This is a genomic window from Companilactobacillus sp. (assembly GCF_022484265.1).
Taxonomy (GTDB): Bacteria; Bacillota; Bacilli; order Lactobacillales; family Lactobacillaceae; genus Companilactobacillus.
The window spans coordinates 680,223-695,158 of sequence record NZ_JAKVLR010000001.1 but is presented as its reverse complement, the minus strand read 5'-3'; the positions used below and the strand labels follow the sequence as shown (position 1 = coordinate 695,158).

At 37.2% G+C, this 14,936-nt stretch carries 20 protein-coding genes and 1 pseudogene; 18 read left to right on the top strand and 3 right to left on the bottom strand.

The window, feature by feature from the left end; translation table 11 throughout:
• The first annotated feature begins 229 nt into the window (after positions 1–229).
• The 12 genes and pseudogenes from LKF16_RS03535 to LKF16_RS03480 all read left to right on the top strand — a co-directional run bounded on the left by LKF16_RS03535 (position 230) and on the right by LKF16_RS03480 (position 8,333).
• On the top strand, positions 230–946 hold the full coding sequence (locus LKF16_RS03535) for an NAD(P)H-dependent oxidoreductase (RefSeq protein ID WP_363305297.1): 717 nt from the start codon (positions 230–232) through the stop codon (positions 944–946).
• A complete protein-coding gene (locus LKF16_RS03530) occupies positions 939–1,118 on the top strand; it encodes a hypothetical protein (RefSeq protein ID WP_291468688.1) in 180 nt (59 codons plus the stop codon). The genes LKF16_RS03535 and LKF16_RS03530 overlap by 8 nt, the downstream gene beginning before the upstream one ends.
• A gap of 411 nt (positions 1,119–1,529) precedes the next feature.
• Entirely contained in the window at positions 1,530–1,976 is a 447-nt protein-coding gene (locus LKF16_RS03525) for a hypothetical protein (RefSeq protein WP_291468686.1), read from the top strand.
• A complete protein-coding gene (locus LKF16_RS03520; protein ID WP_291468684.1) occupies positions 1,960–2,559 on the top strand; it encodes a WxL domain-containing protein in 600 nt (199 codons plus the stop codon). The genes LKF16_RS03525 and LKF16_RS03520 overlap by 17 nt, the downstream gene beginning before the upstream one ends.
• A 43-nt stretch (positions 2,560–2,602) precedes the next feature.
• Positions 2,603–3,298, top strand: a complete 696-nt coding sequence (locus LKF16_RS03515; protein ID WP_291468682.1) for a WxL domain-containing protein — start codon at positions 2,603–2,605, stop codon at positions 3,296–3,298.
• 163 nt (positions 3,299–3,461) lie between these two features.
• Positions 3,462–3,800 (top strand): annotated as a pseudogene (locus LKF16_RS03510) (DUF916 domain-containing protein); the annotation flags it as partial.
• The gene (locus tag LKF16_RS03505; protein WP_291469391.1) at positions 3,789–4,388 is read left to right on the top strand and encodes a DUF3324 domain-containing protein; all 600 of its coding nucleotides are present in this window, start codon (positions 3,789–3,791) and stop codon (positions 4,386–4,388) included. The pseudogene LKF16_RS03510 and the gene LKF16_RS03505, both read left to right, overlap by 12 nt.
• 124 nt (positions 4,389–4,512) lie before the next feature.
• Entirely contained in the window at positions 4,513–5,058 is a 546-nt protein-coding gene (locus LKF16_RS03500) for an O-acetyl-ADP-ribose deacetylase (RefSeq protein WP_291468680.1), read from the top strand.
• Positions 5,059–5,077: 19 nt separating this feature from the next.
• Positions 5,078–5,938 carry an NmrA family NAD(P)-binding protein gene (locus LKF16_RS03495; protein ID WP_291468678.1) on the top strand — a complete coding sequence of 287 codons (861 nt, stop codon included), beginning with the start codon at positions 5,078–5,080 and terminating at the stop codon, positions 5,936–5,938.
• A 10-nt stretch (positions 5,939–5,948) separates the two neighbouring features.
• A complete protein-coding gene (locus LKF16_RS03490; RefSeq protein ID WP_291468676.1) occupies positions 5,949–6,902 on the top strand; it encodes a zinc-binding alcohol dehydrogenase family protein in 954 nt (317 codons plus the stop codon).
• A gap of 74 nt (positions 6,903–6,976) precedes the next feature.
• Complete coding sequence (locus tag LKF16_RS03485; RefSeq protein WP_291468674.1) at positions 6,977–7,576, top strand: TMEM175 family protein; 600 nt, start codon at positions 6,977–6,979, stop codon at positions 7,574–7,576.
• 133 nt (positions 7,577–7,709) lie between these two features.
• The gene (locus tag LKF16_RS03480) at positions 7,710–8,333 is read left to right on the top strand and encodes a hypothetical protein (protein WP_291469389.1); all 624 of its coding nucleotides are present in this window, start codon (positions 7,710–7,712) and stop codon (positions 8,331–8,333) included.
• Between the two features lie 188 nt (positions 8,334–8,521).
• On the opposite strand, the gene LKF16_RS03475 is transcribed toward LKF16_RS03480, so the two are convergent.
• Positions 8,522–8,800, bottom strand: a complete 279-nt coding sequence (locus LKF16_RS03475; protein WP_291468672.1) for a hypothetical protein — start codon at positions 8,798–8,800, stop codon at positions 8,522–8,524.
• Positions 8,801–9,004: 204 nt separating this feature from the next.
• Between LKF16_RS03475 and LKF16_RS03470 the strand changes: the two genes are divergently transcribed.
• From LKF16_RS03470 to LKF16_RS03450, 5 genes are all read left to right on the top strand, one after another.
• On the top strand, positions 9,005–9,373 hold the full coding sequence (locus LKF16_RS03470; protein WP_291468670.1) for an iron chaperone: 369 nt from the start codon (positions 9,005–9,007) through the stop codon (positions 9,371–9,373).
• A gap of 404 nt (positions 9,374–9,777) precedes the next feature.
• Positions 9,778–10,437 (top strand): WxL domain-containing protein, encoded by a 660-nt coding sequence (locus LKF16_RS03465; RefSeq protein ID WP_291468668.1) that lies wholly within the window; start codon positions 9,778–9,780, stop codon positions 10,435–10,437.
• Positions 10,438–10,542: 105 nt separating this feature from the next.
• Complete coding sequence (locus LKF16_RS03460) at positions 10,543–11,586, top strand: DUF916 and DUF3324 domain-containing protein (RefSeq protein ID WP_291468666.1); 1,044 nt, start codon at positions 10,543–10,545, stop codon at positions 11,584–11,586.
• A gap of 69 nt (positions 11,587–11,655) precedes the next feature.
• A complete protein-coding gene (locus LKF16_RS03455) occupies positions 11,656–12,423 on the top strand; it encodes a CAP domain-containing protein (protein WP_291468664.1) in 768 nt (255 codons plus the stop codon).
• A gap of 180 nt (positions 12,424–12,603) precedes the next feature.
• Complete coding sequence (locus tag LKF16_RS03450) at positions 12,604–13,005, top strand: hypothetical protein (RefSeq protein WP_291468662.1); 402 nt, start codon at positions 12,604–12,606, stop codon at positions 13,003–13,005.
• A gap of 49 nt (positions 13,006–13,054) precedes the next feature.
• Here LKF16_RS03450 and LKF16_RS03445 read toward each other — a convergent pair whose 3' ends face one another.
• The gene (locus tag LKF16_RS03445; RefSeq protein ID WP_291468660.1) at positions 13,055–13,777 is read right to left on the bottom strand and encodes a VIT1/CCC1 transporter family protein; all 723 of its coding nucleotides are present in this window, start codon (positions 13,775–13,777) and stop codon (positions 13,055–13,057) included.
• Between the two features lie 172 nt (positions 13,778–13,949).
• On the opposite strand from LKF16_RS03445, the gene LKF16_RS03440 reads away from it, so the two are divergent.
• Positions 13,950–14,507 (top strand): hypothetical protein, encoded by a 558-nt coding sequence (locus LKF16_RS03440; RefSeq protein ID WP_291468658.1) that lies wholly within the window; start codon positions 13,950–13,952, stop codon positions 14,505–14,507.
• A 23-nt stretch (positions 14,508–14,530) separates the two neighbouring features.
• Here the strand turns inward: LKF16_RS03440 and LKF16_RS03435 are convergent, their stop codons facing one another.
• Positions 14,531–14,902, bottom strand: a complete 372-nt coding sequence (locus tag LKF16_RS03435) for a VOC family protein (protein WP_291468656.1) — start codon at positions 14,900–14,902, stop codon at positions 14,531–14,533.
• Positions 14,903–14,936 lie beyond the last annotated feature (34 nt).

Genomic DNA, 14,936 nt, shown 5'->3' with positions numbered 1-14,936 from the left:
TGATAACTGATCTATGACGTATCCCACCCATAAATGAATTAAACAATACTTTAAGGTTAAGGAAACAATTTATAAAAATCAATAAAATAATTAATTGGTTCAAATATGAATTAACTCAATCAAATTTGGTTGAAGCGCTTATTTGTAAATCAACTTTTAATATTTAATGATGAAAGATAATTTACTATGGAAAACGCTATCTAGTCTGGTATGCTTGACTTAATAACACATTGAAGGTGATCATATCAAAACTTTAATCGTAGTCTCACATCCAGAAATCAGCGGTTCGCAGACCCAACAATTTTTAAAAAAGGGATCAGAATCGACCGATGCTATTTGGCATCACATTGAAGGTCTCAAAAGTATTGAAGTTGACCTTGAAAGACAGCTGCTCGAATCCGCTGATCGGATCATTTTTCAATTCCCACTATATTGGTATTCAGCTCCAGCAGGCTTAAAAGAGTGGCTGGATAAAGTCATGAGTCGAAACTTCGTTTACGGTGATGGTCAATTCCATTTAGAAGATAAAGAGTTTGGACTAGTAGTAACGACAGGCTTACCGGAAAAAGATTTCCAAGTTGGCGGTGCTGAAAATATGACTTTGGATCAATTATTGAGTCCTTATCGTGCCTTTGCTTCAAGAGCGCACATGAAAGTTTTGCCAATGTTTTTAGTTGACCAATTCTGGTATAAGACTGAGCACCAACAAATGCAGCTATTGATCGACTACCAGCGCTATATCAGTCAAAAGTTCCCAGATTCATTGAAGAATCGCCAAAGTTGGTTTTCAGAACATTTGGCAAAATTCGTTGAAGGTTTGAATAAGAATGAAAAGCCCACAGGTAACCTGATTCTGGACACATTCCAGCAACAGATCGATGACCTAGACCAATTGAACGATACGCTGCAAATGATCAAAGAAGGCGAGGATGATAACCTTGAGTAATCAAAATATTTGGTTGATCGAACAAGTAAAAGCACTATCGAAAAAACAAAATGAATATGAAAATCGGGCTTTCTTACATGCACTGCAAACAGTGATCCAAGAACAGCAAAAGCGTTCTGAACAAATCCAACATGAGTTGGACGGAAGGCTGTGGGACCACTCAAATTGGTAAAAAAATCATCTAACAATTAATTTGTTGGATGCTTTTTTATTTTTCTCAGTCATATGTAATGACATATACATTTGTTCAAAAAATAAATGTAAAAAAATATCATTTTTTCAGGTTTGATTTTTAAATAGTTGAAACATTGAAATTTGGACAATATGACAAAATATTGTAAACAATAGCCAATTTTTGATACCAAAAAGATTACATTACTAAAACTCATTGTCGTAAATAATGAGTATAAAATTTGAAAGAAAAAATTTCCTTTTTTGAAACCGTTACCATAGCCAGTGGTAGTATATTTATAGTATAATTTGTTTATACCAAATAATTATTTACATCAAATTTATTGCGGATTCGATTTTATTCGTATATATTATTGGAGTATTAATGTTTGATGTATATAGGAGGGTCGTGATGTGGAAGAAAGTTAGTGTTTTCATATTACTAATTTTTCCTATGTTGATGCTATTTCAATCATCTCCAACGAATGTCTTGGCTGATGCACAATCTAGCTACTACGACATTACTCTCACCACTAATAATAATGGTGGTGACGGTAACGGCGGCAATGGTGGTTCCACAACCGATCCTGGCGGTAACGGGAACGGCTCTGGCACCGGAAATGGAAATCAAACTACAAATGGTAACAATGGTGGTTCTACCCAAACTACCACAGCACCAGGTTCGACTACGGCAAGCAGTCAACCAAAAACTGCATTATCAGGCTTGCTACCACAGACCAATAATCTACAAGAAGGCCTCTTATTAGGGATGTTAGTACTTATATTCGCACTATTTACCTGGGTGATATATCTACTAGTAGAGGGCAAAAGGAGAGAGAAGAATGAAAAAATTAATTAAGGTAACATCAGTATTAGGCGCAGTAGTAATGGGCGTATCAGCAACAGGAGTAGGCGTAGCAAACGCTGCACCAATCACAGACAATACTGGAGACACAACAGCAACAGTAAACTTGGAAAAAGACCCAAATGCTAAAGTTGAATTAACAAAAGCACCAGTTCTTGATTTTGGTACAAATACACTGAATGGTTCAGCACTAAATCTTAAAGCATCATCTGTTGATGATCCAATCACAGTTGTTGATGCTGGTGTTGGTCAAGGTTGGAATGTACAAGTTTCAGGTACTACATTCGATGACAAGGCACAAAGCTTATCTCTTAAAGGTGCTGTACTAACTCTTAATGGTACAGTTGGATCAGAAGATGCAGCTAACCAATCAGGTGCACCTACAACACAAAGCGTTGCAATCAACACTGATGCTCAACCAATCTTCACTGCTACTACTGGCAATGGTGTTGGTACATGGAACAACAAATTCAATGCTGGTGATGAAACAGCAAAATTGGCTATTCCTGATGGTAATGTTGCAGGTACATACGTTTCAACACTTACATGGACATTAACAGATGCACCATCTGCATAATTGTTCATCAACAAAATAAAATAAGTTTCAGGAAAGGACAATAATGCGACGTAGTTATATGCTGTCAAGCTCAATACTGCTAAGTGCAATATTGTCCTTTTCAGTTTTCCCGACTAACGCATTGGCGGCTCAAAGCTTTACGACTAATGCGACAGTTAATTTACAACAAGGACCAATTCCAAATGACCCGAATATGATTCGTGATCCTTATGATCCTGACGTGCCATATCCTGGCGATATTAATGACCCAGGAAACGATGGTACTGGTTCAGTTGGTCCTTTGACTTTAGATTATGTAAGTAATTTAAGATTTGGTACACATGAATTAAAGCAGGGTGGTCTAACCGCGACAGCTAAGAACACCCACGCAATGGTACAAATAACTGATTCTCGAGCTAACGGCAATGGTTGGACCTTGCAACTAAGACCAGATTCACTCATTGGTGAACAAACTGGTGCCAGTCTCAACAATGGTTATTTGTATCTAGGAACAGAAGCAATTAGAAAACCTAGTTCTAATGTGAGTGCTCCGCCAGTATCCAAGACTCTCAGGATCCCAATTGGATCCTACGAAAATATCGTTGTGGCTCCACAGAACACAGGATTAAGTACTTGGACGATAGGTTTGAACCAAGATAGTAATTCTCCAACGCAATTAGTATTAAACGATACTGCTAATGCTGTAGCGGATCATTATGTCGGTTCATTAAGTTGGTCCTTGACCAATGCTCCAAGTTAGTTATTCTTATAATGTAAATGGAGTTATTTGATAAGTTCGATAGAGGGGAACAAATAGTATGAAAAAGATATGGCTAGTATTGAGTTTTTCAATCGTGGCAATACTGGGAATTTTTTTTGGCGGACAGAATGTTTAAGCTGAAAGTTTAAATTTCACAGTTTCAGCAAATCAAGCTGATAATCAATTGGACAAGAAACTCACTTATTTTGATTTGTTGGTTAAACCAAACGAAGGTCAAGATTTGACAGTTAAGATTCAAAATAGTGATTCCAAGGCTAACAAGTTTCGGGTTTCAATCAACCGTGCTGGGACTAACCGTAATGGTGTGATCGATTATTCAACCCACGGAGTCAAACCTGACAAATCACTAGACGCTCAAAACAATCTTGAAAGTCTCGTACCTGCACCAACCACTGTTTCAGTTCCTGCAAATTCAACCAAAGAATATACTTTCCACTTGAATGTACCCAAGAATGAATTTCCTGGTGTAATCTTAGGTGGCGTTAGAATTCAAAAGGTTCAAAGCGACAGTAGCAAGAGCAAAGGTGTTTCTATCAAAAACCAATTTGCTTATGTAATTGGTTTACAACTTCATTCTAATGAGGATTACGTAGCTCCTGACATGAAATTATTGAAGGTCAAGACCAATCAATATAATGCTAGAAACTACGTTAATGCGACTTTGGAAAATACAAAGCCAACTATCATGCATAATCTAAACGTTAATGCAAAAGTAAATACCAAGGGCACTAAAGACAAGGTCATGACTGTTAAGAAAAATGACATGAGCATGGCTCCTAACAGTAACTTCGACTTTCCAATTAGTGCAAATGGCAAAGCTCTAAAAGCTGGGAAATATACGTTGGATCTTACAGCAACGGCTGAAAAGGGCAGATACCACTGGCACTTTACAAAAGACTTTGTAATTACAGATAAACAAGCAAGCAAATTGAATAAATCTGCGGTTGACGTTAAGCAAGGACCTAATTATTTCGTCTGGATCATCGTGGCAATCATCATTGTCTTGATCCTGTTAGGAATTATTATCTACTTGAATCAAAAGAACCAAAAGAATCGCAGAAGACATTAATCAAATTTAGACCTGACGGCTGTTAGGTCTATTTTTATATCAAAAACTTCGTAGAACTTAATTAATAACGATAAATTTATCATAATTGTATTAAAATAAACTTAAACGAGATGGGGATGAGAATATGAGTACCTTAAAATTTGAAATCAGAGATATTACCCAAGTAGCCTATGACGCCATCGTTAATGCTGCCAACAAAACTTTGTTAGGCGGTGGTGGTGTTGATGGAGCAATCCATGCGGCTGCCGGCCCAGAGTTATTAGAAGAATGTAAAAAGTTAAATGGCTGTGAAACTGGTCAAGCTAAGTTGACTAAGGGTTACAACTTACCTTCAAAATACATTATCCATACAGTCGGACCAGTTTATTCAGGTAGCTTGGAAGATAAGAAACAACTAGAAAATTGTTATCGTAATTCGTTGTTATTGGCTAAAGAGCATGACTTGCACCGAATAGCTTTTTCAGCAATCTCAACTGGCGTTTATGGATATCCATTAGCTGAAGCAGCAATCGTGGCCTTGAACACGACTAGCAATTTCTTGGTCGACAATGATGATTATCCAATGGATATCTTATTAACTTGTTACGATAATAAGGTGTACGATTCATATTCTGACTACATCGAAAATTACCATGGCAACAACGAGTATTTGAAAAAATTGAAGTATTAACTGAAACGGAGGGATTCGCATGAAGTATACGATCACAGGTGGAACTGGACATCTAGGTTCAAAGATCATTCATGAACTGCAGCAGTACGTCGATCCAAAGGACGTTCGCGTGGGCGTTCATTCGATCAACAAGGCACAAAATTTGATCGATTCAGGATTTGACGTTCAACCATTCGACTTTTTTGATGAAGAGAGCTTGGACAAATTGCTGACCGAAACCGATGTCTTTATTTACGTTCCAAGCAAGAGCCACACTAGTTATAGTCGAATCGGCGAGCTGGAAAAAGTTCTCGTGGCAGCTGAAAAGGCCGAAGTAGGACATATGATTGCCATGGGATTCATTTCTGATCAAGTCAACAATCCATTTGACCTATCGGCTTTTTACGGATACTTGCCAAGGCGTTTAGCTGAAACTGATTTGAACTATTCGATTATCAGAAATGCGCTCTACGCTGATCCATTGGCTCCTTATTTACCAGAATTGATTGAACGTAAAAATGTCATTTACCCAATGGGCGATGAAAAGTTATCGTTTATTTCGTTGGAAGATTCTGCCAAAGCTTTTGCTACGGTAGCTACTACTGAAAAATTGCGAGTCCCAGGAAAGATTTATACTTTAACTCAAGATAGAAATTACACGATGCCTGAATTGGCACAAGTATTGTCGAACGTATCCGGTCACGAAATTGGTTATCAACCAATGACGCTGGTAGAATTTGGCCAGACTTATGATCAAGGTGGCGAAGGTCACATGTTGAGTTCGATGTATCATGCTGGTCAACTAGGTTTGCTCAATGAAATCAGCTCCGATTATCAAACGATCATGGGCAAATCTGCGACTGATCTAACGACATTTTTGAAAGAGAATTATCAACAATAGGAGGACGTTTATGAAAGCTGTAGTTGTTAAAAAAGCTGGGGGCCCAGAAGTTCTCGAATATACCGATGTACCAACGCCAATGGTGAAACCTGGCTGGAGTTTAGTTAAGGTCAAAGGATTTGGCGTCAACCACTCAGAAATTTTTACACGCAAAGGATATTCGCCATCAGTCAAATTTCCACGTATCTTAGGAATTGAATGTGTTGGAATTATTGAGGACACAACTGATCCGAAGAATTTACCTAAGGGTCAAACTGTCATTTCATTGATGGGCGAAATGGGACGTGATTTTGACGGTGGCTATGCTGAATACGCATTGCTACCAAATGAGCAGATCTATCCGGTTCAATCAAATTTGAAGTGGGAAGACCTTGCTGCAATTCCTGAAACTTATTACACGGCATATGGTGCCTTGACTGGTCTAAAATTGACGCAAGGGGATTCATTGTTGATCCGTGGTGGAACTAGTGGCGTTGGTGTAGCTGCGACCAAATTAGCCAAAGCTATCGACCGTGATATTCACGTGACTGGTTCAACCCGTGACTTAGCTAAGTCAGATCTGATGAAAGATAAAGGTTACGATGACGTTATTTTAGATCAAGATGGTAGTCTGCAAACTAAGCTTCAATACGATAAGATTTTAGATTTGATTGGACCAAGCACATTGAAAGACTCCATGAACTTGTTAGCAGTTAATGGAATTATCAGTATGACTGGCGAATTAGGTGGAGTTTGGGATATCGATAAGTTCGACCCAATTTCCATGATTCCTAACAATCGTTACTTGACCTCATTTTCATCAGGCGACGTTAAATTATCATGGATCCAAGATATGTTAAATATCATCGAAGACAAGCACGTTGACGTATCGCCAACCAAGGTTTATCCATTGTCGCAAGTAGATGCAGCTCACGCATATCTGGAAAGTGGGCAAAGTATTGGTAAGGTAGTTGTGTTAGTTTAAAAAATTAAATCCTCTTTGATTCGAAAATAATTATTTTTGATATAATTATTTCAACAAACAAAGGGGATTTTGTTATGAATAAGGGAAGAATCGAAGCTTTCACTGATGCAATCATTGCTATCGTTTTGACGATCATGATCTTGGAATTTAAAGTTCCTGAATCTACAAAGCTGTCAGCCATTTTGCCACAATTGCCATATGTGGTTTCATATATGATTGGATATTTATTTATAGGTACTGCTTGGTATAATCACCACTACATGTTTTCAAAAACAAAATTGGTCACTCAAAGAGTATTCTGGGCAAATTTGGCTTGGATGTTTGCCACATCGTTTTTACCAGTCGCAACTGCTTGGATTGGTGAACATATCAATTCCCGCGGACCTCAGATTTTTTATGCGATTATTTACGGTCTCTGGTCTGCAGCATATATGTTGCTGTCATACTATATCGCAGATGATAATGAAAAAGCCGGACATAAAAGTGTTGCCGAAAGTATCCGGAGCATGAAAATCTATCGTTACATGATGTCGTGGAAAAATATGTTGCTGTTTTATATTGTGTTGGTTGTAGTTTTGATCTACATGCCAGCTTTGCAATTATTATTAGTGATTCTTCAAATTCTATTTGTTGGATCTCGTTTCAACAAAGATAGTGACAAATTATTCAATTAATATAAAAAAGTCCGAAAAATTTGTATTCGGACTTTTTTTGCGTGTAAGATAGTTGCAGTAAGGAGTGACGATTATCAAAAATACAGTTAGGCAACGTTTTATTGGGTTAGTCTTAGGACTGACGCTCAACGCCATGGGGAATGGGCTCTGTATTTCATCTAACATGGGAAGTGGTATTTGGACAGCATCCGCGGTCAATATGAATAAATGGCTCGGTATCGATACAGGTATCTTGTTGAATATTATTGGGACAGTAAATGCTATCACCAACCAGATTTTGTTGCATAAAATTGATGTCAGACGTTTTATAGGTCAGATAATTTTCGTAGTATTTTATGGTTATTTTATTGATATCTTCACTTTCATTTTTGATAAATTAGGGATGCCGCATTACCCGATGCTGGCTAGAACCTTCTTTGCAATCTTAGGTATCGTTTGTTTCTGTATTGCCATTTCGTTGTATCAGCGTGCCAATATTATCATGCATCCAAATGACGACACGACAAATATTCTGCGTTTCTATTACTTGAAGGGCAATGCAACGTTGTCGCAGATAATCGACTTTATCCCGCCGACAATTATCGTGATCCTATCATTTATCTTCACGCATCATATTTATTCAATCAATATTGCGACCGTCGTATCTATCTTGTTCAACGGTGTCTTTATCGCCACGTCAGACAAGTACATCTGGCCAGCCCTAAAACATAATTTTAAAGGAAAAATTCAAAATGAGAGTGCGACAAAACATGGTTAGCTCTCGAGCATTAACGTAAAAGAGGAACTAATTCGTACTTTGAATTAGTTCCTCTTTGTAGTTAGGCGGAGTGAGCTATGTTTTGTCGCACGTTTATGCCGCATATTTATTGAGAATAGCAGTTATGTCACAGCTGCATTTTTTGTATGAAAAAACTCTCAATCATTATAATTGAGAGTTATTAATTATTATCTAGATTTTACTAAGTGTTTTCCTAAATCGTGCCAAACGTTACTCTTATCAATAAATTGTAATAAATCATAAATGCGGTCTGAATTGACATTACGATCGCTCAATGAGATGTGTCGGATATTATAGTACATCTTATCTAACAACGAACCATTATCATGTCCATCTAATAAGTTTGATCGAAATGATTCTAGTACAGGGACCAGAGATGTTCCTTCAGTATCTGAAATTACATCGTCAATCAGATTTACCAGTTCAAGTCTGTTCTTTTTTCTCAAAGTTTACACCTCCGACAGGATATATCTAATATCTGTATTGGCAAAAAATAGTGCAAAATGTCCAAAATTTCTTTGTACATTTTCATTTTTAGAATACCGAAAATGCCATGAGGTTTCAACCAAAACGGCTTATATTTGGTTATAAAATTACTATTAATAACACTTCAATGTATGGTACAATTTTTGAAAATTCGGAGGTAAGCTATGGCTGTATTTGATGAATATTTAAACACTTTAGACGATGGTGATCACAAGTTACGCATGATTGAAATACTGGATAAGATCCATCAAGAATTTCCTGAGTTGGGTCGAAAAGTAGCTTGGAATCAACCGATGTTTACCGATCATGGTACATTTATCATTGCGTTCAGCATGGCAAAAAATCATATCTCAGTTGCTCCTGAACAGGCGGGAATCGAGCACTTTAAAGAATTACTCGATCAAGTTGGATACTCTTATACTAAGCAATTATTCAGAATTGGCTTTGATCAAGAAGTCGACTACTCGGTGTTAAAAAAGGTGATTGAGTTTAACACAAAGGATAAGGCCGATAATCAAAAATTTTGGCGTTAACAAAAATAAAGCCCGTTTGGAAATGAAATCCAAATGGGCTTTTTAATATATAATTCGCAAAATCATTTTAAAATATTAATGTTTAAAAATCAAAAAATAAATACCGGTTTTTCGAGCCAATTTTTTGTATATCACTTAGAAAAATTTTATAACAGAGTTGTGAAAGGTATGAGGGATTTAGATAGATAGATCGTACTGATCACACAATTAGATTTTATGAAGATTTGAAATGGTCCCAAGAAATGATTTAACAGCAGTTTCTTAAAACACCATTGAGATCAACACCCATGACCTAAGCCCATAGGTAAGCAAAACAAGTCTTCTGCTCATTTCATTTTTGGGCAATAAAATGAAAGTCTTTTATCCCGAGGAAACGTGAATAAAAGATTCAAGAGGATATTTATATGACAATTATGAGAAAAACATTACTTAAAGTCACCCTTTGCGGAGCTGCATTATTGGCAGCCTTCGGAACCGCTGGGATCGGCACAGCAAGTGCTGCAACTGAAACCACCACTGGTTCACCAACATCAACAACATCTACTTTGGATGCTACGGCAGGTCCATTAGCATTGCAGACTGTTCCAACACTTGATCTAGGTAGTGGAGAAATTAATGATCTTTCATCAATGACATTCACATCAACAACCGCTGACGCTAGTCCATTAACTGTTGATGATCCTGGTTATCAAGGCGGATATACAGTTACTGCATCAGCAACACCATTTGCAAACGGCAAACTTGCATTACATTCAACGTCATTTAATTTGTCAACAACTGGTGGTGCTTTCAGTTCAGCAACTGGTGGTACTAGTGATCCAACTGCAAATTCAACTGAAATCACGGATACTGCAGCACCAATCATTACTGCAAACACACCTACTGATGCAGATCCAATTGGTATCGGTACTTATAAGTATACTTATGGTACAAATGCCGCAACGTTGACTGTAGAACCACAAACAATTTTGGCTGGTACCTACACATCTGATGTTACATGGACTTTAAATGCAACTCCTATTGCATCAACTGGTACTACAGCAAGTACAACTCCAGCAGCTTAAACTTTAACAATTAATAATTAAATAATTGAGGGGCGTTATCGAAGTTATTCGGTACGCGCCTCTTTTTTTAAATATTCAATAAGTTTGGAATAAGGAGATTTTATTATGAGAAGACTTTGGACAATTGTTACCACGATTTTGATGCTGATTCTTGGCATTTGTGCTTTTAGTCCCGCAACAGCCAATGCTGCGACAAATACTAATCAATCACAAGTTAAATTTAGCGTGACTCCACAGATTCCAGATAATCAAATCAATAAAAATGTTAACTTTTATGATTTGAAAGTCACACCAGGAAGTACGCAAGATATCAAGTTCGATATCAAAAATTCTGACTCCAAGGAACATACATTTTTGGTTGAAGTCAATAAAGCAACCACAAATGCTAATGGTATCGTCGACTACAGCAAACACGGTTTGAAGAAGGATCCATCCACTAAATACGATATTGAGTCAATGTTTCCAGAACCACAGAAATATACAGTTCAGGCTAATTCTACTGAAACCATAACATTGCCATTGAATGCTCCCAAAAAGGACTTTAAAGGAATGATTTTAGGTGGTATTAGAATTGTCCAAGAGGATACTAAAGCACCTAAAAATACTCCTGGTAAGAAATTCAGTATCAAGAATATTTATTCATATGTATTGGCTGTTCAGATTCAACAAAATACCAATGCAGTTAACCCAACTATGAAACAAATTAAGGCCGGTCTATCAACTTATAACAATGGTCCTGATGTTGCTGCTGACCTAGAAAATACTTCTCCTACATTGATCAATCAAGCATCAATTAATTCGTATGTAACACCTCAAGGTAGCACAAAGAAAGTTCTACAATTGTCGAAGAAGAATTTACAATTTGCACCTAACAGCAACTTCGAATTTCCGGTAAATTATCCTAATCAATCATTGAAACCAGGCAAATACACAATGCGTGTCAATGTCAGTGGTGACAACGGTATTAAAACTTGGAACTTCACTAAGAACTTCACGGTTACAAGAAAGAATGCTAAAGGATTGAATAAGGTAGCTACCGCAAAGAAACCTAACTACACACTATTTATCTTAGCTGCAATTTTGATTGCTTTGCTTATCATCGGACTCCTTATTTGGAACTTCAAACTTCAAAGACGCAACCGTCGTTAATTCAAAGTTTTTAAATGAATCACTGTAATGTTAAAATTTAGCTATCAAACATATTCGGGAGATAGGTAAATGAAGCAAAAAAATAAAGCATTGATCGTATTTTTTACAATGTTGTTCATGGTTCCATTAATGCTTCTTCAATTTGATCGAACTCAAGATGTTCAAGCTGTGACTAACAGTCAAAGTGAGGCCATCGCCAAAAGTATTTTGGTCGAGTTAAATGACTTGCGTAAACAAAATGATCTCGGCAATGCGAGCGGCGTTTCTGTCCTAACTAATATGTCTCAAAACCGAGCTAACCATTTGGCTAATATCAATCGTTTGGATGAACATTCAGGATATAATTATTTATCCGGTGCACCATTTACAGCGGTTGCAGGTGAAAATATTGGTTATTGGTACAATTCTTCGATCACTGATCCTAAAGAGATTGCACAACAAATTATTTCGAATTTATACGACGATGATGGTGTGGCAACTTTTGGACATCGTAAGAATATGCTGAATCCGTTTTTTAAACATGTTGGGATCGGCGTTTCGATAAATCCTTCGAATGGATATATCTATTATGCACAAGATTTTGGATCCACCACAGCTGAAGTAGGGAATAACTATGATGCGATGAAAGCTTATGCAAATTATTCCAATCAAGTTGGATTGAGTGCGCAATATCCATCGACTTATCAACCTAATGAAAAAATTAGTTCAGTTTCTGAATTGTTTTCTGGAGCAACTAAAATTAGTTCTGCCGTGACGACCAGTCAATTGACGTCACTGTACAGCGCCCCAGTTAATGGTATTAAATCTAACCGAGCTTTAGCACCAAAGACTGATTAGTATACCGACCAAGTGTACGTGGATCAATCTGGCAATCATTGGTATCGCGTATCAACATCTGAGTGGGCTATGATCAACAATGCAAAAATTCGTAATGTAAATTAAGACTGATTTCCTAATCGAAATTAGTCTTTTTTTGTCCACACAATAACAGGTATAATACAAGTAAGGAGAATTAATATGCGCTTAAAAAATATTCTTAGTTTATGTATCTCGTATTTGTTATTGATCGTGGGGATGTTCATCTCCAGTATCGATCAGGCAAAAGGTGGTTTGCAGGTGACAGGAAGTCTAGTCTTGCTGATCATTTTTACATTTGTATTGATGATGCTCTACTTGCCATTTGTGATCTCATCGATTTTTGTGGGACGTAGGACTAGTATCGCAGTGTTGGCGTTCAGTGCATTCATGGAAATTGCGGTTATGTTGCCATTGTTGCTGAATAGCATTTTTGCTGCAGGAGCAATGAATTATTCAAAAATAGTGATGCTGGTGTTCACGGCGATAAACATGATCGTATTGCTGTTCTTGATCATCAATAATAGCTTGTACATATCTCGTCACAGACATGATCTGATGTAATTTAAATCGGCACAAAAATACCGTACAGAATTTTCTGTACGGTATTTGTTTATCCTAATGAACCACCAATCAAGTAGGTGATAGTCATGGTTCCTAAACCGACTAAAACGTTTCTAAGAACGCCACGTATTCGGTCGGAATTTCCTAGCGATGCACTGGCATATCCAGTAAAGCTCATTGCCAGGATCACGGCTGCGATTGTTCCGACAACCTTATAAGGGTTAGGAATAAATGTGATAGAAAGTAGCGGTAAAAGCGAGCCTAAGATGAATGAGAAAAATGATGAAATGGCTGCGTGCCAAGGATTGAAGTAATGCTGTAATTCAATGTTGCATTTTGACTTCAAAGTCACGTTTAAGGCATCATTTTCCATTAATTGCGTTGCTACTTTTTCAGCAAGATCAGGCGTTAATCCTTCATCTTCATAATGTTGAGTCAAGTCAGCAAGTTCGCCATCATAGTTAGCTTGAATATTTTTATTTTGGATGTGAGTCATTGTTTTTTGCGTATCGCGTTGCGTACTTACAGAGATGTATTCTCCACCCCCCATGGACAAGGCGCCGGCAAACATTCCTGAAATTCCAGCAATGAATAAAGCTGCTTGGCTCTGTTGGGCACCGGCTACCCCGATGACGATACCAGCAACAGAAACAATACCATCGTTAGCGCCCAACACGCCAGCACGAATGATATTTAATTGTTCTGAAAGATGAAATTTTTGAATCAGTCTCTGTGAAAATGATTCGTCACTAGATGAAGAAATTGACTTCATGATCTAACCCCCCGTAAGTAAGTTTTACTGAAAGTATAACTTTGGCTATAATGTTTACAAGACGTAGTTGTGAAAAAACAAACGATTTCGCAATTATTTTTGATAATCCATAGAGGTTATCTATCCATTTCATTGAATTATTAAATAAATTATTAGAAAACGGGGATACATTATGGCTAATCCAAAGGATCTGCGTGTAGTTAAAACGACAAATTTAATCAAAAACTCATTTTACGATCTGCTATCTGAAGAGGATTTTGACAAGATAAATGTTAAACAAATTTGCCAAAAAAGTTTGATTGGTCGGTCGACTTTTTACCAGCATTATGTTGATAAATATGACTTATTGGACAAAGAGACCGAGCTATACGCTCAAAAGTTTGCGGATGGAATGGCTGATCGTGTCGACACGTTTCAAGATGATAATTCACTGCAGAATTTGATCGACTATTTGGAGCCGGATGCCACGGAGATCTTGTTGTTATTAGAGGTTCATACAAATGGGTCAGATCTAGAAGACCGTTTTGAAAAAATTATCAGCGAATCGATTGCTCAATTGGTGAACGCAAATCCAATGAGTAATTTGCCAATTGAATTTATCCAAAAACTATATTCAGCCAATGTGATGTCGTTCTTGAAGTGGTCACTTAAGAATGGCGTTGACCAAAGTATCAATTCGTTTATGAATGAATCGTTGCAACAGGAATATAATATTTGGCTTAAATACTAAAAAAGCAGCCATCCGGCTGCTTTTTACATATTCCCAATTGCATAGTAATTGTCTTCAGGGTCAGCAAAGTTAAAGGTTTTTTCTTCGCCACGAGAAGTGATTGGACTGATCTTGTCAGTGTACTTTTGAACTTGTTGATATAAAGCTTCAATGTCATCCGTCATCAACATGATCGATGGAAATTCGATCGAAACTGATGGCGAATATTTGGTGATGAAGTCGATGTTGAACAAGTTAACATTGACTTGGTCAAGTATCGCAAGTTTGATAGTTGAGCTATTGTCTGGTAAATCAGTCTTATCCAAACGTTTAGCACCCAATGCGTTTTCCAGAAAGTCGGCAATTGTTTCGACATTTTTGACGTAGAGCATTAATTCAAATTTTTTAATTGTCATGAATCTGTCCTCATTTATTTTCTCTTAATAATAT